General features: G+C 63.1%; 30 protein-coding genes and 1 tRNA gene. 7 read left to right on the top strand and 24 right to left on the bottom strand.

Translation table 11 applies throughout. The features are described from left to right. Nucleotides 1–8: 8 nt before the first annotated feature. From CKW40_RS03145 to CKW40_RS03100, 10 genes are all read right to left on the bottom strand, one after another. A complete protein-coding gene (locus tag CKW40_RS03145) occupies nucleotides 9–1,514 on the bottom strand; it encodes a DUF1800 domain-containing protein (RefSeq protein ID WP_095198436.1) in 1,506 nt (501 codons plus the stop codon). Between the two features lie 113 nt (nucleotides 1,515–1,627). Then, nucleotides 1,628–1,906, bottom strand: a complete 279-nt coding sequence (locus CKW40_RS03140; protein ID WP_095198525.1) for a GCG_CRPN prefix-to-repeats domain-containing protein — start codon at nucleotides 1,904–1,906, stop codon at nucleotides 1,628–1,630. A 110-nt stretch (nucleotides 1,907–2,016) separates the two neighbouring features. Continuing rightward, entirely contained in the window at nucleotides 2,017–2,472 is a 456-nt protein-coding gene (locus CKW40_RS03135) for a periplasmic heavy metal sensor (RefSeq protein ID WP_095198435.1), read from the bottom strand. Next, on the bottom strand, nucleotides 2,469–2,915 hold the full coding sequence (locus tag CKW40_RS03130; RefSeq protein ID WP_244571064.1) for a hypothetical protein: 447 nt from the start codon (nucleotides 2,913–2,915) through the stop codon (nucleotides 2,469–2,471). The genes CKW40_RS03135 and CKW40_RS03130 overlap by 4 nt, the downstream gene beginning before the upstream one ends. Before the next feature lie 113 nt (nucleotides 2,916–3,028). Then, nucleotides 3,029–3,565: an RNA polymerase sigma factor gene (locus CKW40_RS03125; RefSeq protein WP_095198433.1), complete on the bottom strand. Its 537-nt coding sequence runs from the start codon at nucleotides 3,563–3,565 to the stop codon at nucleotides 3,029–3,031. 45 nt (nucleotides 3,566–3,610) lie between these two features. After that, nucleotides 3,611–4,039, bottom strand: a complete 429-nt coding sequence (locus CKW40_RS03120; RefSeq protein ID WP_095198524.1) for an EF-hand domain-containing protein — start codon at nucleotides 4,037–4,039, stop codon at nucleotides 3,611–3,613. Between the two features lie 222 nt (nucleotides 4,040–4,261). Beyond that, nucleotides 4,262–4,450 (bottom strand): YodC family protein, encoded by a 189-nt coding sequence (locus CKW40_RS03115; protein ID WP_032932854.1) that lies wholly within the window; start codon nucleotides 4,448–4,450, stop codon nucleotides 4,262–4,264. Nucleotides 4,451–4,583: 133 nt separating this feature from the next. Further along, nucleotides 4,584–5,021 carry a VOC family protein gene (locus CKW40_RS03110; RefSeq protein WP_095198432.1) on the bottom strand — a complete coding sequence of 146 codons (438 nt, stop codon included), beginning with the start codon at nucleotides 5,019–5,021 and terminating at the stop codon, nucleotides 4,584–4,586. 116 nt (nucleotides 5,022–5,137) lie between these two features. After that, nucleotides 5,138–5,830 (bottom strand): class I SAM-dependent methyltransferase, encoded by a 693-nt coding sequence (locus CKW40_RS03105; RefSeq protein WP_143748231.1) that lies wholly within the window; start codon nucleotides 5,828–5,830, stop codon nucleotides 5,138–5,140. Between the two features lie 271 nt (nucleotides 5,831–6,101). Further along, nucleotides 6,102–6,177, bottom strand: a tRNA-Thr gene (locus CKW40_RS03100). 290 nt (nucleotides 6,178–6,467) lie between these two features. Here CKW40_RS03100 and CKW40_RS03095 point away from each other — a divergent pair. After that, nucleotides 6,468–7,613 carry a hypothetical protein gene (locus CKW40_RS03095; RefSeq protein WP_095198430.1) on the top strand — a complete coding sequence of 382 codons (1,146 nt, stop codon included), beginning with the start codon at nucleotides 6,468–6,470 and terminating at the stop codon, nucleotides 7,611–7,613. A 12-nt stretch (nucleotides 7,614–7,625) separates the two neighbouring features. On the opposite strand, the gene CKW40_RS03090 is transcribed toward CKW40_RS03095, so the two are convergent. Together CKW40_RS03090 and CKW40_RS03085 are read right to left on the bottom strand one after the other, a co-directional pair. Continuing rightward, on the bottom strand, nucleotides 7,626–9,227 hold the full coding sequence (locus tag CKW40_RS03090; RefSeq protein ID WP_095198523.1) for a cisplatin damage response ATP-dependent DNA ligase: 1,602 nt from the start codon (nucleotides 9,225–9,227) through the stop codon (nucleotides 7,626–7,628). A gap of 4 nt (nucleotides 9,228–9,231) precedes the next feature. Continuing rightward, nucleotides 9,232–10,239, bottom strand: a complete 1,008-nt coding sequence (locus CKW40_RS03085; RefSeq protein WP_095198429.1) for a ligase-associated DNA damage response exonuclease — start codon at nucleotides 10,237–10,239, stop codon at nucleotides 9,232–9,234. 154 nt (nucleotides 10,240–10,393) lie between these two features. Here CKW40_RS03085 and CKW40_RS03080 point away from each other — a divergent pair, with 154 nt between their 5' ends. The 3 genes from CKW40_RS03080 to CKW40_RS03070 all read left to right on the top strand — a co-directional run bounded on the left by CKW40_RS03080 (nucleotide 10,394) and on the right by CKW40_RS03070 (nucleotide 12,352). Beyond that, complete coding sequence (locus CKW40_RS03080) at nucleotides 10,394–11,311, top strand: class I SAM-dependent DNA methyltransferase (protein ID WP_095198522.1); 918 nt, start codon at nucleotides 10,394–10,396, stop codon at nucleotides 11,309–11,311. Between the two features lie 125 nt (nucleotides 11,312–11,436). Then, nucleotides 11,437–11,799: a hypothetical protein gene (locus tag CKW40_RS03075; protein ID WP_095198428.1), complete on the top strand. Its 363-nt coding sequence runs from the start codon at nucleotides 11,437–11,439 to the stop codon at nucleotides 11,797–11,799. Between the two features lie 25 nt (nucleotides 11,800–11,824). Continuing rightward, a complete protein-coding gene (locus tag CKW40_RS03070; protein ID WP_095198427.1) occupies nucleotides 11,825–12,352 on the top strand; it encodes a P-loop NTPase family protein in 528 nt (175 codons plus the stop codon). A 75-nt stretch (nucleotides 12,353–12,427) separates the two neighbouring features. Here the strand turns inward: CKW40_RS03070 and CKW40_RS03065 are convergent, their stop codons facing one another. From CKW40_RS03065 to CKW40_RS03040, 6 genes are read right to left on the bottom strand one after another with little or no spacing between them, the layout of a single operon-like run. Further along, complete coding sequence (locus CKW40_RS03065) at nucleotides 12,428–13,369, bottom strand: 2-hydroxyacid dehydrogenase (RefSeq protein ID WP_095198426.1); 942 nt, start codon at nucleotides 13,367–13,369, stop codon at nucleotides 12,428–12,430. 29 nt (nucleotides 13,370–13,398) lie between these two features. Beyond that, complete coding sequence (locus CKW40_RS03060) at nucleotides 13,399–15,027, bottom strand: ABC transporter ATP-binding protein (RefSeq protein ID WP_095198425.1); 1,629 nt, start codon at nucleotides 15,025–15,027, stop codon at nucleotides 13,399–13,401. Then, a complete protein-coding gene (locus CKW40_RS03055) occupies nucleotides 15,024–16,163 on the bottom strand; it encodes an ABC transporter permease (RefSeq protein WP_095198424.1) in 1,140 nt (379 codons plus the stop codon). Before CKW40_RS03055 ends, CKW40_RS03060 begins: the two co-directional genes overlap by 4 nt. Further along, nucleotides 16,163–17,260: a microcin C ABC transporter permease YejB gene (locus CKW40_RS03050; RefSeq protein ID WP_095198423.1), complete on the bottom strand. Its 1,098-nt coding sequence runs from the start codon at nucleotides 17,258–17,260 to the stop codon at nucleotides 16,163–16,165. Before CKW40_RS03050 ends, CKW40_RS03055 begins: the two co-directional genes overlap by 1 nt. A 30-nt stretch (nucleotides 17,261–17,290) precedes the next feature. Next, nucleotides 17,291–19,153, bottom strand: a complete 1,863-nt coding sequence (locus CKW40_RS03045; protein ID WP_095198521.1) for an extracellular solute-binding protein — start codon at nucleotides 19,151–19,153, stop codon at nucleotides 17,291–17,293. Nucleotides 19,154–19,167: 14 nt separating this feature from the next. Beyond that, the gene (locus tag CKW40_RS03040) at nucleotides 19,168–21,045 is read right to left on the bottom strand and encodes an extracellular solute-binding protein (protein WP_095198422.1); all 1,878 of its coding nucleotides are present in this window, start codon (nucleotides 21,043–21,045) and stop codon (nucleotides 19,168–19,170) included. Here CKW40_RS03040 and CKW40_RS45335 point away from each other — a divergent pair. Beyond that, nucleotides 21,044–21,175: a hypothetical protein gene (locus tag CKW40_RS45335; protein ID WP_280175376.1), complete on the top strand. Its 132-nt coding sequence runs from the start codon at nucleotides 21,044–21,046 to the stop codon at nucleotides 21,173–21,175. The two genes, CKW40_RS03040 and CKW40_RS45335, sit on opposite strands and share 2 nt — an antisense overlap. Before the next feature lie 37 nt (nucleotides 21,176–21,212). Here CKW40_RS45335 and CKW40_RS03035 read toward each other — a convergent pair whose 3' ends face one another. Further along, on the bottom strand, nucleotides 21,213–21,893 hold the full coding sequence (locus tag CKW40_RS03035) for a c-type cytochrome (protein ID WP_095198421.1): 681 nt from the start codon (nucleotides 21,891–21,893) through the stop codon (nucleotides 21,213–21,215). A gap of 193 nt (nucleotides 21,894–22,086) precedes the next feature. On the opposite strand from CKW40_RS03035, the gene CKW40_RS03030 reads away from it, so the two are divergent. Then, nucleotides 22,087–22,815, top strand: a complete 729-nt coding sequence (locus tag CKW40_RS03030; RefSeq protein ID WP_095198420.1) for a 3-deoxy-manno-octulosonate cytidylyltransferase — start codon at nucleotides 22,087–22,089, stop codon at nucleotides 22,813–22,815. 43 nt (nucleotides 22,816–22,858) lie between these two features. Beyond that, nucleotides 22,859–23,722 carry a prephenate dehydratase gene (locus CKW40_RS03025; RefSeq protein ID WP_095198419.1) on the top strand — a complete coding sequence of 288 codons (864 nt, stop codon included), beginning with the start codon at nucleotides 22,859–22,861 and terminating at the stop codon, nucleotides 23,720–23,722. Between the two features lie 47 nt (nucleotides 23,723–23,769). Here the strand turns inward: CKW40_RS03025 and CKW40_RS03020 are convergent, their stop codons facing one another. From CKW40_RS03020 to CKW40_RS03000, 5 genes are all read right to left on the bottom strand, one after another. Beyond that, the gene (locus CKW40_RS03020; protein WP_095198418.1) at nucleotides 23,770–24,195 is read right to left on the bottom strand and encodes a type II toxin-antitoxin system VapC family toxin; all 426 of its coding nucleotides are present in this window, start codon (nucleotides 24,193–24,195) and stop codon (nucleotides 23,770–23,772) included. Between the two features lie 55 nt (nucleotides 24,196–24,250). Then, a complete protein-coding gene (locus tag CKW40_RS03015; protein WP_095198417.1) occupies nucleotides 24,251–24,502 on the bottom strand; it encodes a type II toxin-antitoxin system Phd/YefM family antitoxin in 252 nt (83 codons plus the stop codon). 162 nt (nucleotides 24,503–24,664) lie between these two features. After that, nucleotides 24,665–24,970 (bottom strand): Dabb family protein, encoded by a 306-nt coding sequence (locus CKW40_RS03010; RefSeq protein WP_095198416.1) that lies wholly within the window; start codon nucleotides 24,968–24,970, stop codon nucleotides 24,665–24,667. Between the two features lie 31 nt (nucleotides 24,971–25,001). Continuing rightward, nucleotides 25,002–25,946 carry an NAD(+) diphosphatase gene (gene nudC / locus CKW40_RS03005; protein WP_095198415.1) on the bottom strand — a complete coding sequence of 315 codons (945 nt, stop codon included), beginning with the start codon at nucleotides 25,944–25,946 and terminating at the stop codon, nucleotides 25,002–25,004. Between the two features lie 84 nt (nucleotides 25,947–26,030). Beyond that, nucleotides 26,031–26,450 carry an HIT family protein gene (locus CKW40_RS03000; RefSeq protein ID WP_095198414.1) on the bottom strand — a complete coding sequence of 140 codons (420 nt, stop codon included), beginning with the start codon at nucleotides 26,448–26,450 and terminating at the stop codon, nucleotides 26,031–26,033. Nucleotides 26,451–26,453: the final 3 nt, after the last annotated feature.

The raw sequence follows: 26,453 nt of genomic DNA, 5'->3' as shown, positions 1-26,453 counted from the left end.
CGATCGCGCTATCGTCTCTGGAATTCGGGCGCCATCAGCAGCAGCGCCAGGCCTTGCTGCTTGGACTCGGCACGGGCCACCGCTTGCCGTGTCTCCGGCGAGGCGGAAGGACCGATGACGGCGTCGAGCATGTCGTTGGGATTGCCGATATCCTTGACCTGGCGGGCCGCCTGCCAGGCGATGTCCAGGCGGATCTTCATGCCTTCGGCCGAGGCCCAGCTGGCCGCCTGGTCGGAAAAGCCGTTTGGCCCCGGCGGCTGCCAGAGCGGCTCGCCGAGCGCGTTGAGCCAGTTGAGCGACTGGCCGGGATCGTTCGCCGGCCCCGAGCCGGCCGCCCGGCGGATGGCGGCGATATAGTCGAAGGGCGAGCGCATCTTGGCCAGGGGCGTCGACCAGGCCTCCGGCATGTCGATGAGGGTCGCAGCCAGCGCCCTGAGATTGCCGTCGCTCTTGGCGAAAACCTTGGCCAGGCGTGCGACCGCGCCTGGCGGCGGGTCGTCCGCGATGAAATGACGGGCGAGTTCCGTGGCGATGTGCTGCGCCGTCGCCGGATGGCTGGCGATGTCGTTGAGTGCCGCCTCGGCCTGGCCCATGCCGCCGGCCGGATAGGTCTTGCCGAGCAATACCGCGTCGCCCGGCTCATGGGCATTGGCGTTGAAGACGGAACTGCCGGGTTCGCCCAGCCGTCCTTCGCGTCCGGCCATCGTCCAGCCGGTCAGGATGCGCGCGAAGCTGGTGACATCGGCCTGGCTATAGCCGCTGCCGACGCCGAGCGTATGCAGTTCCATGATCTCGCGGGCGAGGTTCTCGTTGAGGCCGCGCTGGCGGTTCTTGCCGGCGCGGGAGTCCGGGCCGATCGACTGCTGGTTGTCGAGATAGAACAGCATCGCCGGATGCCGCTCGACCGCCATCAGCATGTCCGCGAAACGGCCGAGCACGAAAGGCCGGATGGCTTCCCGCTCGAAGGCACCGGCGCTCGCCCGCACGATGTTGTCCTTCGCTACGGAGACGCAGAAATGGTTCGACCAGAAATAGACCAGACGTTCGACAAAGCCGGCCTCGGCCCGAAAAGCCTTGTCGAAGCGCGCCTGGGCTTCGGCGCGAAACAGCGTGGCCTCGATCGGCGGCGCGGGCTTGGCCGGTGCCGCGGGCGGCGGCACGGGTGGGGCAGGCGCAATTTGGGCCGACGTGGCCTGGGCCGACATGGTCTGGGCGCTCGCCATTGCCGGCTGCGCTGCAGCGGCCATATGCTCGCGGTCGAGCTTGCGCTGGAAATTTGCCGCCATGCTGGCCTGGATGGCTGATGTGCTGCCCAGCAGGCTCGCATAGGCCGGATCGTCAAGCGGGATCATGGCGATGTCGGGCAGCCGCAGTTCCGCCTTCAGATAACCGCGCGGGTCGTGGGCGACCTTGTCCCGGTCGCCGGGCCTTGCGCCGAGCCCGAAGCGGTTGAAAGCGACGAGAGCTGGATCCGGGGCTGGATCTGGCTGGGAATTGGACGCAAGGGTAGCCAAGTCAGCTCTCCATTGCTCGGGCTTCCCGCACGCAGCGCGTGAAGCCCGTTCGAGCCGTTTCGTGCCTGTTCAACTGGGGTCGTGGGGCCGGCGCGGCCGGCCCCCGTGGCCTTTTACCAGTGATGCCAGCGATGCCAGTGGTGGTGCGGGTGCCAGACGTAGAAAGCGGGGCCAGGCCCATAGTAATAGCGCGGGTAGACCACCACACGATTGGGGACGCAGCGCCCCCAGGGATTGGGATGCCAGCCAGGCCCGCAACCCCAGGCGACGTGCTCGACCAGCGCCGGGGCGGCAAGCGAGGCCAGCGGCATCGCCGAGGATGCCGCAACCGTCGCGGCCGTTCCGGTCACCGCAAGAGCGGCGGTGATTGCGTATTTTGTCAGATAGTTCATGACCATGCTCCGAAGTTGTCCGAGATTGGAAACCTGTCGGCACCAGATGGTCCGGCAGGTCTTGCCCTTCATTTCGTTAAACGGGCGCCGTCGGCATTTTCCGTCGGTCGTCACGGCGATTTTTTTGGCGCTGTCGACGGCTGCGTCCCGCTGCGTCTCGCGAGGCCCTCCGCCAGCACGTTGCGATCCTCGGCGGAACCCGCCGCCGCGAACTCGATGATGCGCTGCTCCAGCCGCGTGCGCACGGTGACGTCGGCGTTGCGGGCCCGCTCCAGAGCGGCCGACAGGGCTGCCGTGTCGAGGGCAGGCTGCCGCAGCAAGTCCGCCGCCTCGCGCCTCGCCTGCTGGCCGTCAAGGATGATGTCGCGGGACTCGCGCCTGACCTCGCGCAACGCCTTGCGAAACAGCGTGCGCTGCTGGTCGGGAAGCCGGCCGCCGGCCGCCTCCAGCGAAGTGCCCTGACCCTGCTTGCCGCTTTTTATCCAGACGGCCCCGCCGGCAAGCGCGCCGGCCAGGAAGACGTTCAGCACCACCGAAGCGATGAGAAGGTTGCGGGCTGCGCTCATAGGTCTTCCTCGATCGTCTCGGGTCCGGCATCGCCGAACGCCGTCGCATTGGCATCGAGCACGTAGTGGTCTGGCGGAACCTCGGGCGTGACGACGGTCACCAGGGCCAATCCAGCGATGGCGCCGGCGAGCCCGATGCCGGCAAGCCCCAGCCCCAGCCACCAGAAGCGCTGACGCCGGCGCCGGACGATGTGCCGGTCGGCGACCCGCAGGATCGTGTCATGCAGCGCCCTGCCGGGATGCGGGACGCTGTAGCGGTCGAGCAGGGCGTCAAGCGTGGCGGCCTTTCGTGAAATGGCCTGGCCTGTCTCGCTTGAAGCAAAGGCGGAGGCTGCTTGGCGCTCCGCTTGCGGCCAGCGGCGCAAATCGCCGCCATAGGCTTCGGCGAGCGCCGCGAAACGCTTTACGTCCATTGCCGGGCCGTCTTCGATGTCTTCAGCCATGTGTTTTCCCCTTGCCCCTTGGTGCCGCGTGCCCACGTGGGTTGGAAACGAGGCAGCCCCGCCGGACGCCGGCACGGCGCGGTGAATGTCCGCCATTCATGGCCGCGCTCTTCTCAGTCATGGACGCCATCCCTGGCCAGGATCATGTGCAAGGCCCGCCGGCCGCGTGAGAGCAGGCTCTCCAGCGCATCGACGCTGATCTCCAGGGTCGCGGCCGCCTCTATGTTGGACATCTCCTGATAATAGACCAGGATGATCGCCTCGCGCTGGCGCGGCGCGATTGCCTGCAAGGCCTGCTCGATCCTCCGCGGCTCCTCGCGGGCATCGGGAAGCGGCGCCGGATCGACCATATCCGGCAAATCGTCGGTCACCAACTCGCGGCGCCGGCGCAGCCGGTCGTAGCAAAGGTTGAGCGTGACCCGGTGGATCCAGCTGTCGAAGCGTGCATTGCCGCGCCGCCAGCTCGAGGCATGACGCCAGATGCGCACGAAGGTTTCCTGCGCGACGTCCTCGGCCTCCGCCGCGTCGCCCAGCATGCGCACGGCAAGCGAAAGGATGCGCGGCAATTTGCGCGCGACGAGCGTCTGCACCGCCGCCGGGTCGCCGGCACCGACCCGACGAACCAACTCCTCGTCCGGATCGGCGCTCATCGGCTGGCGCACTCCCGATATCCATCACGCGTCATGGCCCCTTGGTCATTGCTCCGGCTTGGCAGCGGATTTGTGGCCTGGCATCTCGTCGGCCGTCAGAACGCCGTCGCCATTCTTGTCCAGCCTGGCAAAGCGCTTGGCGAAGAACGCATCAAGCTCGGCGCGGTCGATGAAGCCGTCATGGTTCGAATCGATGCGCGCGAAGGATTTGGCGGCGTCGCCGTTGACGTTGCGCTTGGCCTGAAAGGCCTCCCACTCCAGGAGGCTGATCTTGCCGTCACCATCCGAGTCGGCGGCCATGATCGCCTTCTCCCGACGCTTCTGGAACTTGGCCAGCGTGATGTCCGACTTGGCCTTTGGCGCGGTGGGGGCGGCGGTTGGCGGTGTGGCAGCAGGGGGCTGCGTCGCCGTCTGGGCGAGAGCCGCAACGGTCAGCAGGCTCAAGGCAGCGGCAAGCATCGAACGGCTTATCATGCTTCGGCGTCTCCGGCTGGCGCGTCGGCCACGGCCCATGCCATGGTCACGCTTCAACCGTTAAACGCCGCGACGACGGAAATCCGTCGGTCGCCTGTGCCGATACTTTCGATGGCCGGCGATGCCGACACGGCTATTGGTCTCAAGAACGACATGACACCTCATCCGGCGTCATCCGAATTCACGCCGGGCCGGCCACCGCCCTTGGCAAAAGGGCAGGGGCTACGCCGATGGGTCGGCGGCCACCAGTTGGTCCGGTTTGAAGCCCGCATGCTGCGGGATCCACACATCGCCTTCGCGGTTGAACCAGTGGCACAGATACATGCCGGAAGCGGCACCGTCGCTGACCGTCATCTTCGGCCCTCCCGACTTCAGCCTGACGACGTCTCCGGTCTTGAAAGTGTTGGGCATTTTGGACCTCCCATGCTGAGGCCCACGAGTTTCCCACCAAAGCTGAGTCTCGACAATGGTGGACATGGGGCGCCTCGGCGCGATCCACCGCACCCCGCTCGCAGGCCCTTCGTCATTGTCGTGGTATTGCGCCTTAGCTGAGTTCTTGTGCGAGGCCGATGAGAAGGCCTCCGGGCCCGCGGATGTAGCAGAGCCGATAGACGTTTTTATACTCGACGACTTCGCCTGCGAGCTGCGCGCCGCGCTTGCCGAGCCTTTCAAGCGTGTCGTCGATGTTGTCCACGGCGAACATGACGCGGAGGTAGCCCAGAGCGTTGACCGGGGCGTTGCGGTGATCAGCGACCACAGGCGGCGTGAGGAAGCGGGACAGTTCGAGCCGGCTGTGGCCGTCCGGCGTGCGCATCATGGCAATCTCGACGCGCTGATTGCCCAGCCCGGTGACACGTCCGGCCCATTCGCCTTCGATCGTGGCCCGGCCTTCGAGCTCAAGGCCGAGCTCGCGAAAGAAATCGATCGTCTCTTCGAGGTCGTCGACGACGATGCCGACATTGTCCATCCGTTTGAGCGCCATGCGTCCAATCTCCAAGGTGCCCGTCCAGGCCGCGTGCGTTCTGCACTCGCTTTGACCTTCGCCGAGGCCATGGCGGCGTAATTCCTTGGCCTCGACCCACCGTGATCCTTCGTTCGCTATAGAGCCTCTTTGGCGAAGCGCGGACGCCGTCGCATCCTGAGCGTGCTCAAAATGACAGAGTTGATAGCGGAGCCGATACCAAACCCTCCGCTATCGACTTTCAGAGCCACGATTTGGTGCCCGACATGGAGAACTTTAATTTCCTTGCGTCTGGAAGCCACGAAAACATTGATGGCTTCTTCCGGCCTCGTTTCGATCGGTTGTTTCCGTTCCCAAGCGTAATCGTCCCAGATAATGGTCCCGCCATTCTTGAGTAGAGGCCACGCCAGAAGGGAATCGACGTGAACCGCGTCCCGGTCGTGGGCACCATCGATATAGATCAGGTCGTAAGATCTTTTTTGGTCCTGCAGGTCGATCAATGCCTTGCTGGAAATCGACTTCAGCTTTGTGACGCGCCCGGCATACGAGGCCGTGTTGGCATCGAAGCGCCGTTCTACTTGGGCAAATCCGCCGGCCAAAGTTACGTATTCGTTCTGCCCCCCAGCGAACGGATCGATGCACGTAATCCGCGACAGATGGCAGTACTCAAGAAAAAAGATCGCGGAACGTCCTTCCCAAGATCCGATTTCCAAGATGTTGAGAGGTCGATCCCGCATACTTGCAAGGCAAGCGCTCCAGACACGGAAATTATTAGACGTCCAATCGGAGGAAAATTCTTTCCCTTCGTACCACTTAGCAAAATCGACCACTGCTAACTCCTCTATTCCAGGATTGTCTAGCGCCACTCTCCGCTTCGATGCAACCACGCAAGTGGGACCTACAATTGATCGTCATGCTATCGGGCTGCACGAACGTACCGCTTCCCAGCTTTGTCAGCAGATCGGCGCGCTAAACCCCGATGCAAGGCGATCTCACACCAAGAACAAAAGGGCAAAAAGCGCCGCCAGGAAGTGCTGCCAGAGTGCTACGACGGCGTCTTTCGCTCTACGCCTCGGGAACCCGCAAACCCTTGGGAAATATTGGTGCCGCTTAGGTGACTCGAACACCTGACCCCATCATTACGAATGATGTGCTCTACCAACTGAGCTAAAGCGGCCCGGGAGGCCAAGGCCTCCAAGATGGGCTGGGTGATAGACTCAACCGGCGGCGAATTCAAGATGCGACTTGCCAAATCATGCACAAGTGCCCGCCGCGGTCGAAACCAGGGCTTCGCGCCGCCCGGCGTGCGAGAATCGCCGGCATGTTCCGATTTTATTTGCCGGAATATCGCCAAGATGGACTTTGGACGGCCCGTCGAGGCAGAATGCGGCCGCCCGCCCGTTGATTGATTGGTCGCCTACGGCTAACCATCAGGGAAGATTGGGGCAATTTGCAGAGGGATCTCGCTTGGACGCGATTGAAAAAGCGATCCGGAACGCCTTGGAAAAGGGCAATGCCGAGGACCGCGCGTTCCGCGAGAGGGTCTATCGGTCGGCCTTTGCCGCGCTCGACCGTGCGCTCCAGGCCAATCCCGGCGTGACCGTGGAGGTCGCCATCAAGCGCCGCAAGGCGATCCAGGCGACGATCACCGAGATCGAATCCGAATTCCTGCCGGCGGTGCCGGATGTGGGCCTGGAGGTCGACACACCGGCGGCCGAGCCCGCGGCCACTGCGGCGCCGGCGATCGAGATCGGCGACAAGACACCATCGCCCGCCGTCACTGTCGATACGCCCGCGCAGCCTGTGTCCGATGCCCCGCGCTCGCGCGTGCTGCCGGTCGTTCCCGACATCATGCCCGACGCGACGCTTCCCGGCGTGCCGGCCATCGACATGTCCTCCCCCGCTGCTTCGGGGGCAGCGACGGAAGTGGCGCCCGATCGCGATGAGCGGCGCATTCGTGGACGTCGCCTGCCGCTGACCGCCATTTTCTTTACCGTGACCCTGCTTGCGGCGATCGGCATCGGCGTGTTCTTTGCCATACAGACCGGTGTGTTCAAGACGGCGGCACAGCTCAACACAGCGCCGCCGGAGGCGCCACCAACCGTCGAGGATGACGATTTCACCCCGGCCGACGGCGCCAACGCGCCGGCCAAGCCTGGCGCCGCGGACCAGTCGCGCAACTGGATCAATGTGTTCTCGCCTGCCGATCCGACGCATGTCGCTGCTCCGTCGGACGCCAAGGCCTCGGTGATGAAGGACGACACCGGTCCGTTCCTGCGCATCCAGTCCGGCCCCTCCGGTTCGGCGATTGCCTTCGATGTCGGGCAAGGCGTGCTGGAGAAGCTCGCCGGCAAGCACGCCGTCTTCGATATCATCGCCCGCGCCGAGGACGGCAAGGACACGCAGGTCTCCGTCGACTGCAATTTCGGCGAGCTCGGCGATTGCGGCCGCAAGCGCTACGCGGTCGGCCAGCAGCGCAACGAATATCTGTTCGACGTGCAGTTCCCCGCCAAGCATCCGGGCTCGGCCGGGACCATCGCCGTCAATTCCGATTTCGACAAGCAGGGCAAGGCGGTCAACATCTACGAGATCCGCGTCTCGATCGAGCCGTAATGTCGGCGGCACTTAGCGGTCCAGCAGCGCCTGCAGCGTCTCGATGCGGTCGGCTTCGTTGGCCGGCTTGTCCCAGCGCAGCCGTGAAATGCGGGGGAAGCGCATGGCGACGCCGGATTTGTGCCGGGTCGAGCGGTTAAGTCCCTCGAAGGCGACTTCCAGCACCAGGCCATTGTCGCGATCCGCCCGCACCGAACGCACCGGCCCGAAACGCTCGACCGTGTTGTCCCTGACATATTTGTCGATCTGCTTCAGCTCCTCGTCGGTGAAGCCGAAATAGGCCTTGCCGACCGGCACCAGTTCCTCCTCGCCCTCGGCCCCGGACCAGACGCCGAACGTGTAGTCGGAGTAGAAACTCGAGCGTTTGCCATGGCCGCGCTGGGCATACATCAGCACCGCGTCCACCGTGTGTGGATCGCGCTTCCACTTGAACCACGGGCCTTTCGGCCGGCCAGCGACATAGGGCGAATCCCAGCGCTTCAACATCACACCTTCGATGATCGGATGCGGCGGTGCCCGGCGCAGGTCTTCCAGCGTCTGCCAGTCCGCGAAGGCGACGAAGGGCGACAGGTCGAAACGGCCGGGGTCGAGCGTTTTCACGAAGGCTTCGAGGCGGCCACGCCGTTCCCGGAACGACAATGCTCGAAGGTCTTCATCGCCGATCTGAAGCAGGTCGTAGCAGCGCATGAAGGCCGGATATTGCTGCTGCATCTTCGGCGTCACCGTCTTGCGGTTCAGCCGCTGCTGCAGGTCCGAGAAGGTTCCCGTCGCCTCTCGCGGGTCGCCGACAAGCAACTCGCCATCCAGCGTCGCGGAAAAATGCATGGCATCGGCAAGGTCGGGAAAGGCGCCGGAAACATCGTCGCCGGTGCGCGAATAGAGCCGGCGGATGCCGCCTTCCGCCACCGCCTGGACGCGGATGCCGTCCCATTTCCATTCGGCCGCATAATCCGCCGGATCGAGCTTTTCGAGGTCGCCGTCGCCAACCGGGTTCGACAGCATCACCGGGCGGAACAGCGCCATCGCCGTGTTCTTCGGTTTATCGGCCTTGCCCTCCAGCCAGGCGAACAGCGCCGTGTAGGGCGGCGACAGCCCGTGCCAGAGCTCCTCGATCTCGGCGACGTCGACCTTGCCGAAATCCGCCAGCGCCTGTTTGGCCAGCCGCGCCGACACGCCGATGCGTAGGCCGCCGGTGACCAGCTTGATGATGGCAAAGCGCGCCGAGATGCCGGCGCTGTCGAGCAGACTGGCCAGCACCTTCGGCCCGTCGGAGCGGCTTGCCGCTTGCAGTTTGGCCACGACCTCGCCAAGCGTCGGTTCGCGATTGGGAAGCTTGCCCGGCGTTTGCGGCCAGACCAGCGACACCGTCTCGGCGAGATCGCCGACATAGTCGTAGGAATAGCCGAACAGCACCGGGTCCATGCGTTCGGTGACCAGCATGCGCAGCATCGCCGGCTTGACCGCCGCGATGCTCAGATCGCCAGTGATGGCGGCCAGCGCCAGCCCGCGATCCGGGTCCTCGACGGTGCGGAAATAGTCGACCAGCAGCGTCAGCTTGCCGTTGCGCGACGGCGTCAGCACTAGGCGATCGAGAAGTTCGGCGAAGCGGTTCATGCCATCAATCGCCTTCGTCCTCATAGCCCACCAGATGCAGTGGCCTCGCCGCAATGCCTTCCAACTCGCACCAGCGTACCAGCGCTTCCTCGCGCCCATGCGTCACCCAGATTTCCTCCGCCCCGGTCTCCTTGATGGTGGCGGTGAGTTCGTCCCAGTCGGCATGGTCCGAGATGATCAGCGGCAGTTCGACGCCGCCTTGCTTGGCGCGCTGGCGGATGCGCATCCAGCCTGACGCGAAGCACGAGATCGGATCGGGAAAGCGCCGCGCCCACCGATCGGCGAAGGCCGATGGCGGGCCGACGACGATGGCCCCAGTGAAGTCATCCTTGCCGCCCTCGACCGTTGCCGGCTCGAGAATCCCCAAATCGATGCCCTGGCTCTGATAGTACTCGCTGAGCCTGGCCAGCGCGCCATGGATGTAGAGCGGCCTGTCGTAGCCGGCGTCGCGCAACAGCCGCATCACCCGCTGCGCCTTGCCCAATGCATAGGCGCCGACCAGATGCGAGCGTTGGGGAAACTGCGCCGCCGACTTCAACAGGCGGGCGATCTCTTCCGTGTCGGGCGGATGGCGAAACACCGGCAGGCCGAAGGTCGCCTCGGTGATGAAGACGTCGCAGCGGATCGGCTCGAACGGCGCGCAGGTCGCATCCTTGCGCCTCTTGTAGTCGCCGGAGGCGACGATGCGCATGCCCTGGTGCTCGACCGAGATCTGCGCCGAGCCCAACACATGGCCGGCCGGGTGGAAGCTGACGCTGACGCCGTCGAGGGCGATCGTCTCGCCGAGCCGTGCGGCTTGGGTCGTTCCGGCAAAATCCTCGCCATAGCGCAGGCCCATAATGTCGAGCGTCTGCTGCGTCGCCAGCACCGAGCGGTGGCCGGAACGCGCATGGTCGGAATGGCCGTGCGTGATCAGCGCCCGACCCACCGGCCGCACCGGGTCGATGAAGAAGTCGCCCGGCGGGCAGTAAAGGCCCTCGGGCCGGGGATGAAGCAGGTCGCTGGCGCGCATGGTCCCCAAGATAGGATATAATTCCGTTGCGGGAAGCCTGTCGTCGGAGACTGCTGACTCTCCTTGGCAAAGGACGCTCAATTCGGTTCAGCTTCCGCATCCTTTGCTCTACAGAGATGGCGGGCCGGCTGCCTCCGCCGGCGGAACCATCGTCATGAAGCCGCTCCAGACCTCATCGGGCGATCTGAACGCCGACCGACGTGCCGACTATGCCGAGATGCTGTTTGCCTCTGGCGATCACGCGGCCGCGGCAGAGCTGCTGCTCGGCGCGCTGGAGCTGGCGCCGCAATGGGCAATGGGCTGGTTTCGCCTGGGCGAGATGCAGGAGGCATCAGGCAGGCTCGACCTGGCGGCGCAGGCCTGGGCGATGTCACTGAAACTGGACCCGACCGATCGCCAGGGCGCGGCCCTCAAATTGCAGCTGATCGGCAAGGGTCCGGTTGCCACCGCGCCGCCCAGCGCCTTTGTCGAAACGCTGTTCGACCACTATGCCGAGACATTCGAGGAGATGCTGGTCGGCAAGCTCGATTACCGGTTTCCTGAATTCCTCGAGCACATGATCCGCAAGGCAGAGCCGGGCCGCTTCCGGCTGGCGCTCGATCTGGGCTGCGGCACCGGGCTGATGGGCGAAAGGCTGCGGCCGATCGTCGACCGGCTGGAAGGCGTCGACATCTCCGCCAGGATGCTCAAGAAGGCGCGGGCGAAAGGCATCTATGACGCGCTGACAAAAGCGGATCTGCAGGGTTTTTCCCATTCAGGCGACAAGCCCGATCTGGTGACGTCAGCCGACGTCCTGATCTACATCGGCGCACTCGATGGCCTGGTGGGCACTGTTGCCGGCCTGCTTGCCGACGACGGCCTTTTTGCCTTCTCCGTCGAAAGCCTGGCAGGCGACGGCGATTTCGCGCTGCAGCCCTCGCGGCGCTACGCCCATTCGGATGGCTATGTCAGGCGCGTGCTCGAGGCCAACGGGCTGTCGATCCTGGCGCTGGAGCCAACGGTCATCCGGCAGGATCGCCGCGAGCCCGTCAAAGGGCTGGCTGTTGTGGCTGGGAAGGCTCACGCCGCTTGAAGTTGCAGGATCATCGTGCGGTGGTGCCGCCACGGCTCAGTGCTGCTGCGAAAAAGTCCAATTTGCGTGCGCGACTGATATTTGCGATCTGGTCGCATCAGGGCGGGATATCAGGAGGATACCGGATGCGCTGGAACATGATGATCTTGGCATCTTGCCTGGCAACAGCCGGCTGCGTCGGCAATTCGATGTCCGAGCGGCAGGACGCCAACATCGAGTCCTCCCTGCAGTATGACACCGTGCCATGCGATCAGTTGCTGGCGCAGCGCGATGGCCTGGCGCAGCAGAACAACCTTCCGGTGGCCACGAAGCCGACCTTCTCCAATCCCGCGATGGGTTTCGGCCCGTTCACGCCCGACATGCGCTCCAAAGCCCAGCGCGACAGCGACAAGGCGGCAGGCGAGATCGATGCCATGAACCGGTCGATCGAGCGCCGCGACTGCGGCAAGCCGGACAGTCAGAAGAAGAAGCTCGCTCTGCCGAGTTAAGGATACCTGGCGAGGGCACTATCCGATGAAACTCTCGGATCTTGGCGACCGCATCTGCATTCTGGGGCCGTCCAACAGCGGCAAGTCGACCCTGGCCGACGCGATTGCGCGCAAGCGTGGCCTGGAGCCCGTTCACCTCGATCTGCTTCATCATCTGCCCAACACCGACTGGGAACCGCGTCCAAAGGGCGAATTCACCGCCTTGCACGACGCCGCAATCGCCGGCGAGCGTTGGGTGATGGACGGGAATTACTCGATCTGCATGCCGCAACGGTTCCGGCGGGCGACGGGATTGATCCTGCTGGATATCTCCACGCCGGCAAGTCTGTTGCGCTATTTCAGGCGAAGCTGGTTTGAGACGAACAGGCGCGGTGCCTTGGAGGGTGGGCGCGACAGCGTCAAATGGGACATGATCCGCCATATTGCCGTGACCACGCCGAAAAACCGCCAGAGATACCAGGCGATGTTCGAAGAACTCGACCTGCCAAAGCTGCAGCTCTCCTCCGTGAGCGCAATCAAGCAATGCTTCAGGCAGTGGGATTTGGCCAGGTAAGAATCCTGGCAAGAGTCTATTTGTTTTGACGCAATTCCGGACGGAAAACCGCCTCACACTTTTCCTGGAATTGCTCTAATATCCCGCCTTGCGATCCACCAGATTGTCGAGCTTTTCGCCGCGCTCGAAGGCGTCCATCTGGCGCAGCATGATCGGCGCCAGATGCATGGGATCGGAGGTCGCCGCGGCGTGCGGCGTCACGAACACCTTTGGATGGTTCCACAACGGACTGGTCTTGGGCAGCGGTTCGACCTCGAATACGTCGAGGCTCGCCTCCTTCAGCGTACCGTCATCCAGCGCCCGCACGATGTCGGCGTCCTTCTGCAGGCGGCCGCGTCCGGCATTGATCAGCACCGAGCCGCCGAGGCCGTTGCGCTTGCGCAATTCCTTCAGCACGCCGTAATTGATGATGCCTTGCGTGTCCGGCGTCAGCGGCAAAAGCACCACGAGGATATCGGTGGCCTTGAGGAAGGGGATCAAACCGGCTTCGCCGGAATAGGTCGCGACCCCTTGCATCGGCCGGTCGTTGCGCGACCAGCCATTGACCGCGAAGCCGAGCGACAGCAGCACCGAGGCCGCGGCGCGGCCGAGATTGCCGAGCCCCATAATGCCGACGGAAATGTCGCCGGCCGGCCTCTGTTGCGGCTCGTGCCAGATCTTCTTTTGCTGCTGCTGCCGGTAGAGCAGGCCCTGGCGATGATGATCGAGCACCCGCCAGACGACATATTCGGTCATGTATTGGGTGAGATTGTCGGCGACGACCTTGACGATCGGCACGTCAGGCAGGCCGGGATCGGCGAAGATATGGTCGACGCCGGCGCCGATTGAGAAGATGGCGCGCAGATTGGGCAGCGACGACAACAGGTTCGGCTTCTGCTTCCACACCACCGCATAGGTGATCGACGGATCCTTGGCGCCGTCCGGCTCCAGCACCACCTCGCGCTCGGCCGACAACAGATCGCGCCAGCGCTGCGGATGAAAGCCGGTGACGGCAAGCAGGATGCGGCCTTTTTCCATCGCGGTATTCTAGTCCTTCTTTACGCAAATTACTCGCTGACGATGCCGACCGGCGCCGTCTCTATCTTGAAGGCGGCCGAGATCAGTGCCCGAGTATAGTCGGTTTGCGGATTTTCAAAAATCTGCTGGGAAGGACCGGCTTCGACGATCTGGCCATTGCGCATGACGATGACGTCATTGGCAAGCGCCCGGATGACCTTGAGGTCATGGCTGATGAAGAGATAGGCGAGGTCGTGCTTGGCCTGCAGGTTGCGCAGGAGGTCGACGACCTGCGCCTGCACGCTCATGTCGAGCGCCGATGTCGGCTCGTCCAGCATGACGAAGCGCGGGTTGAGCACCATGGCGCGCGCGATGGCGACACGCTGGCGCTGGCCGCCGGAAAACTCGTGCGGATAGCGGTTGCGGGTCGCCGGATCGAGGCCGACCTCCTTCAGCACGGCGGCCACCTTGTCGTCGCGTTCATTGGGCGACAGCTTCGGCTCGTGAATCCTGAGCCCTTCCTCGATGATCTCGGCAATCGACATGCGCGGGCTGAGCGAGCCGAACGGGTCCTGGAAGACGATCTGCAATTCGCGCCTGAGCGGCCGCATGGCGTTGAAGGTGAGCTGGTTGATGTCGCGGCCGTTGAACTGGATGGTCCCGGTCGACGAGATCATGCGCGCCAGTGCCAGGCCGAGCGTCGTCTTGCCCGAACCGGACTCGCCGACCACGCCCAGCGTCTGGCCGGCGCGCACGGTGACATCGATGCCGTCGACCGCCTTCACATGGTCGACGGTGCGTCGGAAGAAGCCCTGCTTGATCGGAAACCAGACTTTTATGTCCTTGCCGGTCATCACCGGCTTAGCATCGGCATTGGCGGCTGGCGGCTTGCCCTTCGGCTCGGCGGCCAGCAAATGCTTGGTATAGGCGTGCTGCGGGTTGGCGAAGATGTCCTTCGTCGGCCCGGTCTCGACGATCTTGCCCTTGGTCATCACGCAGACCCGGTCGGCGATCTTCCTGACGATGCCGAGATCATGGGTGATGAACAGCATCGACATGCCCTTGCGGCTTTTGAGGCCCGCCAGCAGTTCAAGGATCTGCGCCTGCACGGTGACGTCGAGTGCCGTCGTCGGCTCATCGGCGATCAGCAGTTCCGGCTCGTTGGCCAGCGCCATGGCGATCATGACGCGCTGCCGCTGGCCACCGGACAGTTGGTGCGGGTAAGCATCGAGCCGCTTTTGCGGGTCGCGGATGCCGACCTCGCTGAGCAGCGCCAGCGTGCGCGCCTTGGCCGGACGGTCGGCCATGCCCTGATGCAACTTCAGGATCTCGACGATCTGCTGCTCGATCGTGTGCAGCGGATTGAGCGAGGTCATCGGCTCCTGGAAGATCATGGTGATCTTGTTGCCGCGCACCTGCCGCAACTGTTTCTCGTTCATGGCCAGCAGGTCGGCGCCCTGGAACAGGATCTTTCCCGAAGGGTGGCTGGCCGTCGGATAGGGCAGGAGCTTCAGCACTGACAAGGCCGACACCGATTTGCCGGAGCCGGACTCGCCGACCAGTGCCACGGTCTCGCCCTTGGCGAGGTCGAAGGAAATGTGGTCGACAGCTATCGACTGGTTGCCGCCTTGCGTGAAGGCGACACTAAGATCGCTGACAGAGAGCAGAATTTCGCTCATCTGAATGCCTTGCGCGGATCGAAGGCGTCGCGTGCGGCCTCGCCGATGAACACCAGTAGCGACAGCATCAGCGAGACGACGATGAAGCCGGAAATGCCGAGCCATGGCGCGTTCAGGTTGCTTTGCGCCTGCTTCATGAGTTCGCCCAGCGACGGCGAGCCCGGAGGCAGGCCGAAGCCGAGATAGTCGAGCGAGGTCAGCGTCGAGATCGAACCACTGGTCAGGAACGGCAGGAAGGTCAGCGTCGCCACCATGGCGTTGGGCAACAGATGCCGGAACATGATCGTGCGGTTGGGCACGCCGAGCGCGCGCGCCGCGTTGACGTATTCGAAGTTGCGGGCGCGCAGGAACTCGGCCCGCACCACCCCGACCAGCGCCACCCAAGAGAAGATCAGCATCAGGCCAAGCAGGATGAAGAAGCCGGGTGGCAGGATGGCGGAGACGATGAGCAGCAGATAGAGCACCGGGATCGCGGACCAGATCTCGATGACGCGCTGAAACAGAAGATCGGTCCAGCCGCCGAAATAGCCCTGCATGGCGCCCGCGGCGACGCCGATCAGCGACGAGCCGGCAGTCAGGATCAGGCCGAACAGCACCGAGATCCTGAAACCATAGATAAGCCGCGCCAGCACGTCGCGCGCCTGGTCGTCGGTTCCCAGCCAGTTCCAGTTGCCGACAATGCAGTCGGGATCGGCGGCCTTCTGCGGATACTGGCTGCAGCGCTGGTCTGCATCATATTGCCACGACGGCTTTGCAGGAGCGGCATCGGGGATCGCATTGTTGACGGTGCGATAGGAGTAGCGGATCGGCGGCCAGATCATCCAGCCATTGGCGTCGATCTCGTCCCGGATGACCGGATCGCGATAATCGGTGACGGCATAGAAGCCGCCGAACTTCTCCTCGGGGTAGGCGACCAGCACCGGAAACAGGATCTCGCCCTTGTAGGAGACGAGGATCGGCTTGTCGTTGGCGATCCATTCGGAAAACAGCGACAGACCGAACAGGACAAGGAAGATCCACAGCGACCAGTAGCCGCGCCGGTTGGCCTTGAAATTCTGCCAGCGCCGGCGGTTCAGCGGCGATAGCCAGGGCCGTCTGGCGCGTCGCGGCGTGTTCTCGACAACGGCTTCGGACATCAGACGTCTCTCCGCTCGAAATCGATACGCGGATCGACCCAGGTGTACATCAGGTCGGACAGCAATCCGACGAACAGCCCAAGCAGCGAGAAGATATAGAGATTGGCGAACACGACCGGATAATCGCGCGCCAACACCGACTTGAAGCCGAGCAGGCCAAGACCGTCGAGCGAAAAGATGTTCTCGATCAGCAGCGAGCCGGTGAAGAAGGCCGAGATGAAGGCGCCAGGAAAGCCGGCGATGACGATCAGCATGGCGTTGCGGAAGACATGGCCGTAGAGCACCTTGCGCTCCGACAGGCCCTTGGCGCGCGCCGTCACCACATACTGCTTGCGGATTTCCTCGAGGAAGGAATTCTTGGTGAGCAGCGTCGTCGTGGCGAAGGCCGACAGCACCAGCGCGGTCAGCGGCAAGGTCATGTGCCAGATATAGTCGACGATCCTGTCCGGCCAGGACAACTGGTCCCAATTGTCCGAAACGATGCCGCGCAACGGGAACCAGTCCCAGAACGAGCCACCGGCAAACAGCACCATCAGCAGGATGCCGAACAGGAAGCCCGGGATGGCATAGCCGATGATGACGACGCCGCTGGTCCACATGTCGAATGCCGAGCCATCCTTGACCGCCTTGCGGATGCCGAGCGGGATCGAGATCAGGTAGGACAGGATGGTGATCCAGATGCCGAGCGAGATCGACACCGGCATCTTTTCGAGGATCAGGTCGAGCACCGATATGTCGCGGAAATAGCTGTCGCCGAAATCGAACCGGATATAGTTCCACAGCATCATGCCGAAGCGTTCGAGCGGCGGTTTGTCGAAGCCGAACTGCTTTTCCAGCTTCTTAATGAACTCGGGGTCAAGACCCTGGGCACCGCGGTATTTCGAGCTGATATCGCCGGCCACATCGAAATTGCCACTGGTGCCGGCGTCGCCACCACCGCCGCCGAGGCGATCGCTGCCACCCTGGTTGGTCAGGCTGGCAATCACCTGCTCGACCGGACCGCCGGGCGCGAACTGGATCACGGCAAAGGAGATCGCCATGATGCCGAACAGCGTCGGGATCATCAGAAGGATGCGTCGCAGTATATAGGCGCCCATCAGCCCGCCAATCCTGCGCGAACGGTCATGTTAGGCTTTGCCAATTTTTGCCGCCTTGCCCTTGTCGACCCACCACAGCGCTTCGACCGGAAAGTCGAAATCGGGTTTCCGCTCGGGAAAGCCGAACATGTCCCAATAGGCGCTTCGATGATTCGCCAGGAACCAACTTGGAATCCAATCGCGCCGTGCACGCAAGACCCGGTCGAGCGCGCGCATGGCAATTGTCAGGCTTTCGCGATCCTTGGCGGCGCCGGCGGCGTCGACCAGGGCGTCGATGGCCGGGCTCGATGTTCCCGGCAGATTGCGTGTGCCCGACAAGGTTGCGGTTCGCGAGTGGAAAAAGGTTTCGAGGTCGTCACGGGTTGGCGTCGCCGGAAACCGGGCCGCAACCGAGATAAGATCGTAGTCGAACAAATTCTGCCGCAGCTGATACTGCGCGGCGTCGACCAGCCGGATCGAGGCATCGATGCCGACGGCCTTCATGTTTTCCACCCAAGGCGAGTAAACCTGCTCGAAGACCTCGTCATCGACAAGGAACTCTGCCGACAGTCGACCGCCCTTGTCGTTCACGACGAAATTGCCGGAGCGTTTCCAGCCGGCGTCAGTCAGGAGCTTGGCCGCCTTGCCAAGCAGCTGGCGGTCGCGACCGGAGCCGTTCGACACGTCTTGTGTGACGGCTTCGCCAAAAGCCTCGGCCGGAATCTGGCCGCGTAGCGGCTCGAGCAAGGCAAGTTCCTGCAGCGACGGGACGCCCTCGGCGCGAAAACCGGATTGCTCGAAGCAGGATTGCGAGCGCTCATAGGAGCCGTAGAAGAAATTACGCCGCGTCCACTCGAAGTCGAAGCAGAGCCCGATCGCCTGCCGCACGCGCGGGTCGCGGAATTGCTCGCGCCGCTGATTGACGGCGGTGGCCTGCATGGAAGGCATCGTTTCGGCCGGGAATTCGTGCTTGACCACCTTGCCGGCAATGAAAGCGGGGAAGTCGTAGCCCGTCGCCCAGACACGCGACACGAATTCCTCCTTGTAGAGGATCTCTCCCTTCTTGAACGCTTCGAAGGCAACGTTGCGGTCCTGGTAGAACTCGACACGAATGCGCTGAAAATTGTTCTGGCCGCGATTGATCGGCAGGTCGTTGCCCCAATAGTCGGCCACACGCTCATATTCGATCCAAGCTCCTGCCGACCAGTGGCCGACCTTGTAGGCGCTTGACCCGAGCGGCGGGTTCATCTGCGAGGAATCGAACGGGTTGGCCGTATAGAAAGCCTTCGACAGGATCGGGAACGCAACGACGTTGAGGATGGTGCGGGTTGTCTGCTTGCCGGAGAAGGCAAGCTTCAACGTGTGAGCATCGATGGCAATCGCGTCGTTCAGATGCGTCAGCGGCAGCGAATAGTCCGGATGGCCCTTGTCCTTCAACAGCTTGAAGGTGAAGGCGGCGTCTTCGGCCGTCAGCGGCGTGCCGTCATGGAAACGGGCCTGCGGACGCAGCGAGAAGGTGAAACCGTTGCGGTCGTCCGAAATTATCACACCGTCGGCGATCAGCCCGTAGACGGCGTCAGGTTCGTCGAGCGCTCTCACCATCAGCGAATCGAAGCACATCTCCATGCGCTGCGGCGAATCGCCTTTGGGAACGAACGAATTCAGCGTGTTGAAGGTCAGCGGCGTCTGGTTGGCGCCCCAGTTGCGCGGCAGGAAATTGAAGGTGCCGCCTTGCGGCGCATCGACATTGACATAGTCAAAGTGGGTGAAGTCCGGCTTGTATTTGAGATCGCCGAAGGCCGACAGCCCGTGCAGTTTCACGCCGGTCGGGCTGGCGGCGAAAGCCTTGCCCGGCAGCAGCGCGGCCGCGGTCGCCGCGGCGCCGAGCGCTAGGAAGTCGCGACGAGGAAGCATCGGCTGCTGCCCCATCAATCGCTACCCCTGTATTTGGCGGCGAGCGCTCTTTCCTTCTCGGTATCGATCCACCAGGAATCGATATCGGCGCCGCGGTAGCTTGGCTGCTTGTCCGGAATGCCGAACTTGTTCCAGTAGGCGAGCCACACCACCGCACGGTAGTATTGTGGCACGACATAGTAGTTCCACAGCAGCACCCGGTCGAGCGCATGGGTGACGGCCACGAGATCGTCGCGGTCGGTGGCGAAGATGATGCGGTCGACAAGGGCGTCGACGACCGGATCCTTGATGCCGGAATAGTTGCGCGCTCCCGGTGTGTCCGCGGCCTTCGAGCTCCAGAAATCGCGTTGCTCGTTGCCGGGCGATTCCGATTGCTGCAGCAGGCTGGTGATGACGTCGTAATCGAAATTGTTGACGCGGTTGATGTATTGACTCTGGTCGATGATGCGCAGCGTCGCATCGACGCCGATTTTGCGCAGATTGGCGATGTAGGTGCCGGAAAGGACCTGGTCCGTTTCACTCGAGCCGATGATCTCGAACTTGAACGGCTCGCCGGTCTTGGCGTTGACCATCTTGCCGCCCTTGATCACCCAGCCGGCCTTGGCGAACAGATCGACCGCCTGCCTCAAATATTTGCGCTCGGCTTGCGGCGTGTCATAGACCGGCAGCTTGAATTCCTGCGTGAAAAGCTCGGGCGGCAGCTTGTCGCGGTATTTTTCCAGGATTTCCAGTTCCTTGCCTTGCGGCAGGCCGCTCGAGGCCAGCTCCGTGCCCTGGAAATAGCTTGATGTACGGGTGTTGAAGCCGAAGAACAGCGTACGGTTCATCGTCTCGAAATCGTACGCATAGGTCAGTGCCTCGCGTACAAGGCGATCCTGGAAGAGCGGCCGCCTCTGGTTGAGCATGAAGGCCTGCATCGGCTCCGGCGAGGTGGTCTTGAATTCCTGCTTGATCACGTCGCCGGCCTTGATCGCCGGGAAATCATAAAACGTCGCCCACTTCTTCGAGCTGTTTTCCGGCTTGATATCGTCGAGCCCGCCCTTCTTGAAGGCTTGCCAGGCGGCATTGTCGTCAAGAATGTAGGTGAAGCGTTGGGTGTCGAAATTCTCGCGCCCGATCTTCACCGCCAGCTTGGCGCCCCAATAATCCGGCACGCGCTGCCAGACGATTTCCGAGCCCGGCTTGAAGCTGGCAATCTTGTAAGCAGCCGAGCCAAGCGGCGGCTCCAGCGTCCCCTTGGTGATGTCGCGCTTCTTGCCGTTGGCGTCGGTGCCTTCCCACCAATGCTTGGGCAGAACGACGAGGTCGCCAAGGATCTTGGGCAGTTCGCGGTTGCCTTTCTGGCTGAAATGGAATTCGACCTCGCGGTCGGAGATCGCCACCGCATCCGTGACGTTCTCGAAATAGCGGCTGTACATCGGGCTGTTCGCCTTCAGCGCCTGGAACGACCAGATCACGTCGTCGACAGTGATCGGCTGACCGTCATGCCACTTCGCGCGCGGGTCCAGCCGGTAGGTCGCCGAGGAATAGTCGGCCGGATACTTGTAGGCGTCGGCGATCAGCGGATGGCTGACGCTGCCCTCGTCGGTCGCCTGGTCCATAAGCGTATCGTAGAGCAGGCCGCCGCCGAACGGCTGGAAGCCGGCGGCCGGCGCTCCTTGCACGATGTAGGGATTGAAGCTGTCGAATGTCCCCTGGACGACGGAGTTGTAGTTGCCGCCCTTCGGCGCGTTCGGGTTGACGTAGTCGTAGTGCTGGAAATTGTCGCCGTATTTGGAAGGGCCGATCAGCGATGAGGTGGTGCGCCACTCGTCGGCCCGGGTCGTCTGCAGCCCCGCTACCAGCAGGGCCGCCGCCAGCAGCGACTTGAGAAGCGTTCGGCCAACCGTCATGCACTATCCTCTTCGCGATGCGTGCCAGATCATCCAGGAGGGCAATCTAGATGATTTGGCGCGCGTGAAAACCGCCATGCGCGGCTTTGTCGCCGCATATGCGTTTTTCCTAACAAAAAAGCCGGGCTGAACCCGGCTTTTTCAAGATCGTCGCGATGACAATTCGTTTATTTGGCCGGAGCCGCGGGAGCTGGTGCTGCCGGTGCGGCAGGCTTGGCCGGTGCGGCGCCGTCAGCGGGCTTGGCCGGGGCGGCTGCATCGGCCGGCTTGGCGGGCGCGCTGGCGTCGGCGGCGGCACCCGGTGCCGGCAGCGGCTTGGGATTGTCCGACAGCGTGCGCAGATAGGCGATGACGTTGGCGCGGTCCTCGTCCTTGGGCAGGCCGGCGAAGCCCATGGCCGTGCCCTTTACGAATTTCTTCGGCGAGGTGATGAAGTGGTTGATGTTGTCGTAGGTCCACTTCTCGGTGCCGCCCTTGGAAAATTCCTTCATGCCGGCCGAGTAGGCAAAGCCCTCATGTTCGGCGACCGGGCGGTCGACGAGATCCCACAGATCGGGGCCGACCTTGTTGGGGCCGCCCTTTTCGCCGGAATGGCAGGCCTGGCATTTCTTGAACACGGCAGCGCCCGCCTCGACATTGGCGGTCTGCAGCAGATCGGCGATCGGCTTGGCTTCGGCGGCGGGCGCGGCCGGGCCGCCTTCGGCGGGCTCCGTGACCTCAATGGCGAAGCCGGGCTTTTCCGGGGCCGGCGAGGCAAACAGCGCGTCCGACACCAGGCCAACCGAGAAAACGACGAATACGGTTCCGAGCAATCCGGCGAGCAGTTTGTTGACTTCGTTGGAATCCATACGCCCCTTGCTCCCTTTTCCGGCGGACCGAACCGTCCACTCCGTCCGTCGGTATCGAGACCTGCCCTCCAGAGCCGGTCAAATCGGGCGGAAACTAGGTCTTTTGCTCGGGCGTTGCAACACCTATAAGGGCGCTGCCAGTGAGACCTTTTGCCACTTTTCCCCTCCTCTTTTCGAACGCCTTGCCATCGCGATGTCCACCTTGATCCTGATACCAGCCCGCATGGCCTCCACCCGCCTGCCGGGCAAGCCGCTGGCCGACATTGCCGGCGCTCCGATGATCGTCCATGTCGCCCGCCGCGCGGCCGAAGCCGGGCTCGGTCGGGTGGTGGTGGCGACCGACACGCAAAGCGTCGCCGAAGCGGTGCGCGCGCATGGTTTCGAGGCGGTGATGACGCGCGTCGACCATGAATCCGGCTCCGATCGCATCCACGAGGCGCTGGTCGCGCTTGATCCCGGGCACAAGGTCGAAACGATCGTCAATGTGCAGGGCGACCTGCCGACCATCGACCCCGGCATCATCGCCGCCTCGCTCAGGCCGTTCGAGGATGGCGCGGTGGATATCGCCACGCTCGGTGTCGAGATCGTCCGCGAGGAGGAAAAGACCAATTCCAACGTCGTCAAGATCGTCGGATCGCCAGTGTCGACGACGCGGCTGAAGGCACTCTATTTCACCCGCGCCACAGCACCTTGGGGCGAGGGGCCGCTCTATCACCATGTCGGCCTCTACGCCTATCGCCGTGCGGCACTCGAGCGCTTCGTCGCGCTGAAGCCATCGCCGCTGGAGCGCCGCGAGCGGCTGGAGCAGTTGCGGGCGCTGGAAGCCGGCATGCGCATCGACGCCGAGATCGTTCAGTCGCTGCCGCTCGGCGTCGATACGCCGGAAGACCTTGAGCGCGCCAGGATGATCCTTTCAAACTGAGAAATTCCTTCGAACCCGAGCCACCGTGAATCGAGACCCGGCCATGCCTGAAAAGACCAACAGAATATCCTTCCAGGGCGAGCCAGGCGCCAATTCCGACACCGCCTGCCGCAACGTCTATCCCTCGATGGAGCCGTTGCCGTGCCCGACCTTCGAGGATGCCTTCAACGCGGTCGAGACCGGCAAGGCCGACCTGGCCATGATCCCGATCGAAAACACCATCGCCGGACGCGTCGCCGACATCCACCATCTTCTGCCGGAATCGCGGATGCACATCATCGGTGAATATTTCCTGCCGATCCATTTCCAACTGATGGTGCTGCCCGGCGTCAGGCGCGACGAGATCAAGACCGTGCACAGCCATATCCATGCGCTTGGCCAGTGCCGCAAATACATCCGCAAGAACGGCTGGAAGGCTGTCGTCGCCGGCGACACTGCGGGTGCCGCCAAGATGGTCTCCGAGGTCAAGGACCGCACCATGGCGGCGCTGTCGCCGACGCTAGCCGCGACGCTCTACGGGCTCGACATCATCGAGGAGAATGTCGAGGACACGGATTCCAACGTCACCCGTTTCGTCGTCCTGACCAAGAGCAAGCAATGGGCCGAGCGCCCGTCACCGGACGTCAAGATGATGACCACCTTCATCTTCCGCGTCCGCAACGTGCCGGCCGCGCTCTACAAGGCCATGGGCGGCTTCGCCACCAACGGCATCAACATGACCAAGCTGGAGAGCTACCAGCTAGGTGCCTTCACCGCGACGCTGTTTTACGCCGACATCGAGGGCCATCCGGACGATCCGCTGGTCAAGCTGGCGCTGGACGAACTCCGCTTCTTCTCCCGCGAAGTGCGGATCCTGGGCGTCTACCCGGCCAGCGAGTCGCGCGAGCAGTGGAAGGTGGCGGATTAGTGCATGGCGCCTTGTTGGCGACATGCATGAAACGATGACTTGAAAGCCTACGCCTGGATGTCCCACGGATTTACCAGCGTTACTCCCATTCCCTCAAAATCGCCAATGTTGCGCGTCACCAGCGTCATCCGCCGGGTGACGGCCGTGGCCGCGATATAGGTGTCATTGATCGGTTTGGGATTGGGCACATGCCATTGTGCCGCCTGGACGGCCGCTGCGTCGTCCAGCGGCAAGATTCGACCGGAAAATGTTGTGAGAACCGCACTCTCCAACCAATTGCGCAGCACTTTGCCAGCAACGGCATCATGGTGTTCCACCAGTCTTACGCCAATCTCCAGCTCGTGCAGGACTACGGACGAAATGAAGGTCTCGGCAGGATCGACGGTTTCGTTCCAGAGCACGACATTGGGATGCGCCCTACCGCTCGATACCTTTCGCAATTCGGACACGACATTGGTATCGAGCAGCAGCATCAGAGCATGATCCCGAAAAGTGGGAACTGGCGATTCAACGAAACGTCATCCTGATCTAGGACAGGTCTACTGGATGGGCATGTTCCGTCCGGGCCGGGAGCGGCAAGTCAACGTCACCCGCCTCCGGTGCAGCCAGCATGTCACCGAGCGAGCGCGATTTACCGGTGAGCCGTTTGTATTCCTCGAACGACAAGAGGACATGCACCGGCCGCCCTCTGTCGGTGATGATCACGGGGCCGTCCTTGGCAGCGCGTTTTGCGCGGCCAAGATCCTGATTGAGTTCGCGACCCGAAAGCGTGGTGATCATATCAATTTCGCAAAATGTGGTTACGTAACCACATTTAATCTGCTTGAGCAGGAATTGCAAGATTGAGCGCGCGAATGGCAACCCATCGCAAGTCCACGATAGGGTTGCACCGCCTTGCCGGGAAGGCCATAGCGCTCGCGGCTGTTCAACGATGGCTTGCGCCTAAATCACCGCGCCCAGTGGCACGTAGTCGATCTCGAGAAATTTCTCGACTTCCGGCACCCATCGGTCGCGCACGAAGGCGACGTGGTCGGGATGGTCGTTGTATCTGGTGTAGGCGGCCTGGTCGGCGAACTCCATCGAGAAGCCGAACCGATAGTCGTTCTTCGGGCTGATCTGCCGCAACTGTTCGAAATGCGTGACGCCCCGGATCGCGGTGAGGATTTTCTTGGCATCGACGAGGAACCGCTTTTCCTCGAGCGAGTGCGGTGCATGCTTCAGCGTGAAGACGACGGTGTGACGGATCATTTGTCTCTCCTGCAATGACTTCCAGTATTGGCTATTCGCTGTCGACCCAGGCGCGGATGAGGTGATGCGCGATCGCCCCTTTCGGCGGTGTGACCAGATTGTCGGCATGCTCCCTGGCCAGCATCAGTCGCACCTCGTCGCGGCCGAACCAGCGGCAGTCTTCCAGCTCGTTGAGATCGGCCTGGATGTCCTCATTGAGCGGTTCGCCGAAGCAGCCGATCATCAGCGAATAGGGGAACGGCCAGGGCTGGCTGGCGTGGTAGACGACGCGGCCGAGCCGGATGCCGGCCTCCTCCAGCGTTTCGCGGCGCACCGCGGCCTCGATTGTCTCGCCCGGCTCGATGAAGCCGGCGAGCGCCGAATACATGCCCGGCGCGAAATGCCGGCCGCGCCCGAGCAGGCATTTCTCCCGCGTCGCCGTCAGCATGATCGCCACCGGGTCGGTGCGCGGGAAATGTTCGGTGCCGCAATTCGGGCAGTGCCGCTTGTAACCGCCGGCCCGCATTTGAGATGCGGTACCGCATTTGCTGCAGAAACGATGGCTGGCATGCCAGGCGAGCAGGGCAGCCCCTTGCGCCATCGCGCCGGCGGCCGCCTCGTCGATCAGCCCTTGCATGTAGACCGAGCGGTAGTCGATCGCCTTGACGGTCTCGGGCAACTGCTCGGCCTCGATTGCGACAGGCATCGCCAGCACCGGCCCCTGTTCGGAAAAGCCGAGCAGCACAGCCCCGGCGAAGGACGGCTTGAAAGGATCGCTCCCGGCGGCGTCGAACCAGGGATCGAGACTGCCGCTTGTTCCAAGCTTGAGGTGGAGCCGGCCGCCATTCATCAACAGCAGCCGCGTCGTCGGATCCGCCAGCGCCTTGTCGACCGAATCGTCGGCGCGATTCTCGGATTGCCGGTCGATTGTGTTGCCGGCAAAGCCGACGAACTGGCTCGGCTCGCGCAAGGGCGCGTCAAACAGGCGGAAGCTCATGCGGACTCTGGTGCTCTGGGATGGACATGTCTGGGGACGAACGTGTTTTGGAATGAACGTGTTTTAGGAGAACACGGGGAAGGCTTATAGCGCCGCCCTTATCGTTTCGGCAAACCGGCGCAGGTCGGAATGCTGATAGGGTTCGCGCAGCCCATACCCCCACACCGGGCCGGGCCAGCCGGGATCGCCTTCGGACCGTGCGACGATATGGATATGCAATTGGCGCACGATATTGCCGAGCGCGCCGGTGTTGATCTTGGTGCAGCCGGTCACTTTCTTCAGCGCCTGCGCCACCATATTGGTCTCGAAAGTCAGCATCGCCTGGTCGAGCGGTGTCATGTCGTGGATTTCTTCCGCGCCCGGCCGCTGCGGCACCAAAAGCAGCCAAGGCCAGCGGCGATCGTTCATCACCCGCAATTCGCACAGCCCAAGCCACATCAACTGCTCGCTGTCCGCCTCCAGCCGGGCATCCAGCGTGAATCCGGCCTTCAGGCCCGGCAGCATCGG

Origin of the sequence: Mesorhizobium carmichaelinearum, from assembly GCF_900199455.1 — a bacterium.
Lineage (GTDB): Bacteria > Pseudomonadota > Alphaproteobacteria > Rhizobiales > Rhizobiaceae > Mesorhizobium > Mesorhizobium carmichaelinearum.
This window is presented reverse-complemented; position numbering and strand designations above follow the sequence as displayed.